This is a genomic window from Acinetobacter sp. UBA2063 (assembly GCF_002333245.1).
GTDB classification, from domain to species: Bacteria; Pseudomonadota; Gammaproteobacteria; order Pseudomonadales; family Moraxellaceae; genus Acinetobacter; species Acinetobacter parvus.
In genome coordinates this window covers 1-1,002 of record NZ_DDAH01000018.1, presented here as the reverse complement: position 1 = coordinate 1,002, position 1,002 = coordinate 1, and the positions used below count along the sequence as shown (strand labels likewise).

General features: G+C 37.5%; 2 protein-coding genes. Both read right to left on the bottom strand.

What is annotated here, in order from left to right; all coding sequences use genetic code 11:
* Nucleotides 1-90: 90 nt before the first annotated feature.
* Nucleotides 91-549: a ribosomal protein S18-alanine N-acetyltransferase gene (gene rimI, locus B4H32_RS00730; protein WP_010589318.1), complete on the bottom strand. Its 459-nt coding sequence runs from the start codon at nt 547-549 to the stop codon at nt 91-93.
* A 101-nt stretch (nt 550-650) separates the two neighbouring features.
* Nucleotides 651-1,002, bottom strand: a 352-nt coding sequence (locus tag B4H32_RS00725) for a metal-dependent hydrolase (protein WP_286799148.1), incomplete at its 5' end; no start/stop codon positions are given.

Here is a 1,002-nt window from a genome sequence, read left to right as displayed (position 1 = left end):
CCCACTCTCTGACAACGAAATCCAGCAACTTGGAAACTCATTGATGAGCACACTTCCATCTGAATGGAATAACCTGATTATTAAATAGCCTTATTGAAATAAGGCTGCAAAATCATCGGTGCATGTCTTGACCATAATCACGGCATGCTCCTTTGAACCATCAATATTTGGATAATAATTTTTTCGTAGATCAATCTGATGAAAACCTGTTTTTTCATATAGGTGAATTGCAGGAATATTACTTTCACGCACTTCCAGAAAAATCTGAACTGGATTGTTCTTTAACTGTTGAATTGAATAATCTAGCAACTCGTATCCAAAACCTTTGCCCTGTTGGTTTGGATGAATCGCCATCAGTAATAAATTGGCCTCATCTAGAACAGGCTGCAAAATACAAAAACCCACCACCTGATTGGCTTTTTCATAAACAGTACATTGGTAGGAGGTCAAGGATTCCTGAAACTGCTGTCTGGACCAGGGATGTGTTTGTACCAACCGCTCAATCTCAGCTACACGGTCTATATCACTTTCCTGCATCAATCGAATCACGGACTGTTACCTTATAAAATGCTGGTGCAGATTATCAGCAATTTAATGCAAAATTTGAATAAAAAAATGGGCAATTTTGCTTGCCCATTTTCTATTTATCATTAATTCAGGTTAAAACCCAGTTCAGCACGCCACTTATTTAACAGTTCAGTAGTATCATCATCATTTGGATGGAATTTAGGTCTTAAAAAAGCAAGCAATGTAGGAATCTGGCGCGTCATAAAACCTTTATAGCCATACATGAACTTGAGCATATATTTGGTGTCACGCCATGTGAGCTTGCCATCAGTTTTTAAAAGAGTCGCAGTGAAATATGACTGGGTAATAAAAATTAAACCCATTGCAATCACTAAAGCTAATGAACGCATAAAATAAGCTTTAAATCCTTGCCCATACATTGCTTCATAAACGTCAAATACCACCGCTTTATGCTCATTTTCTTCAACTGCATGC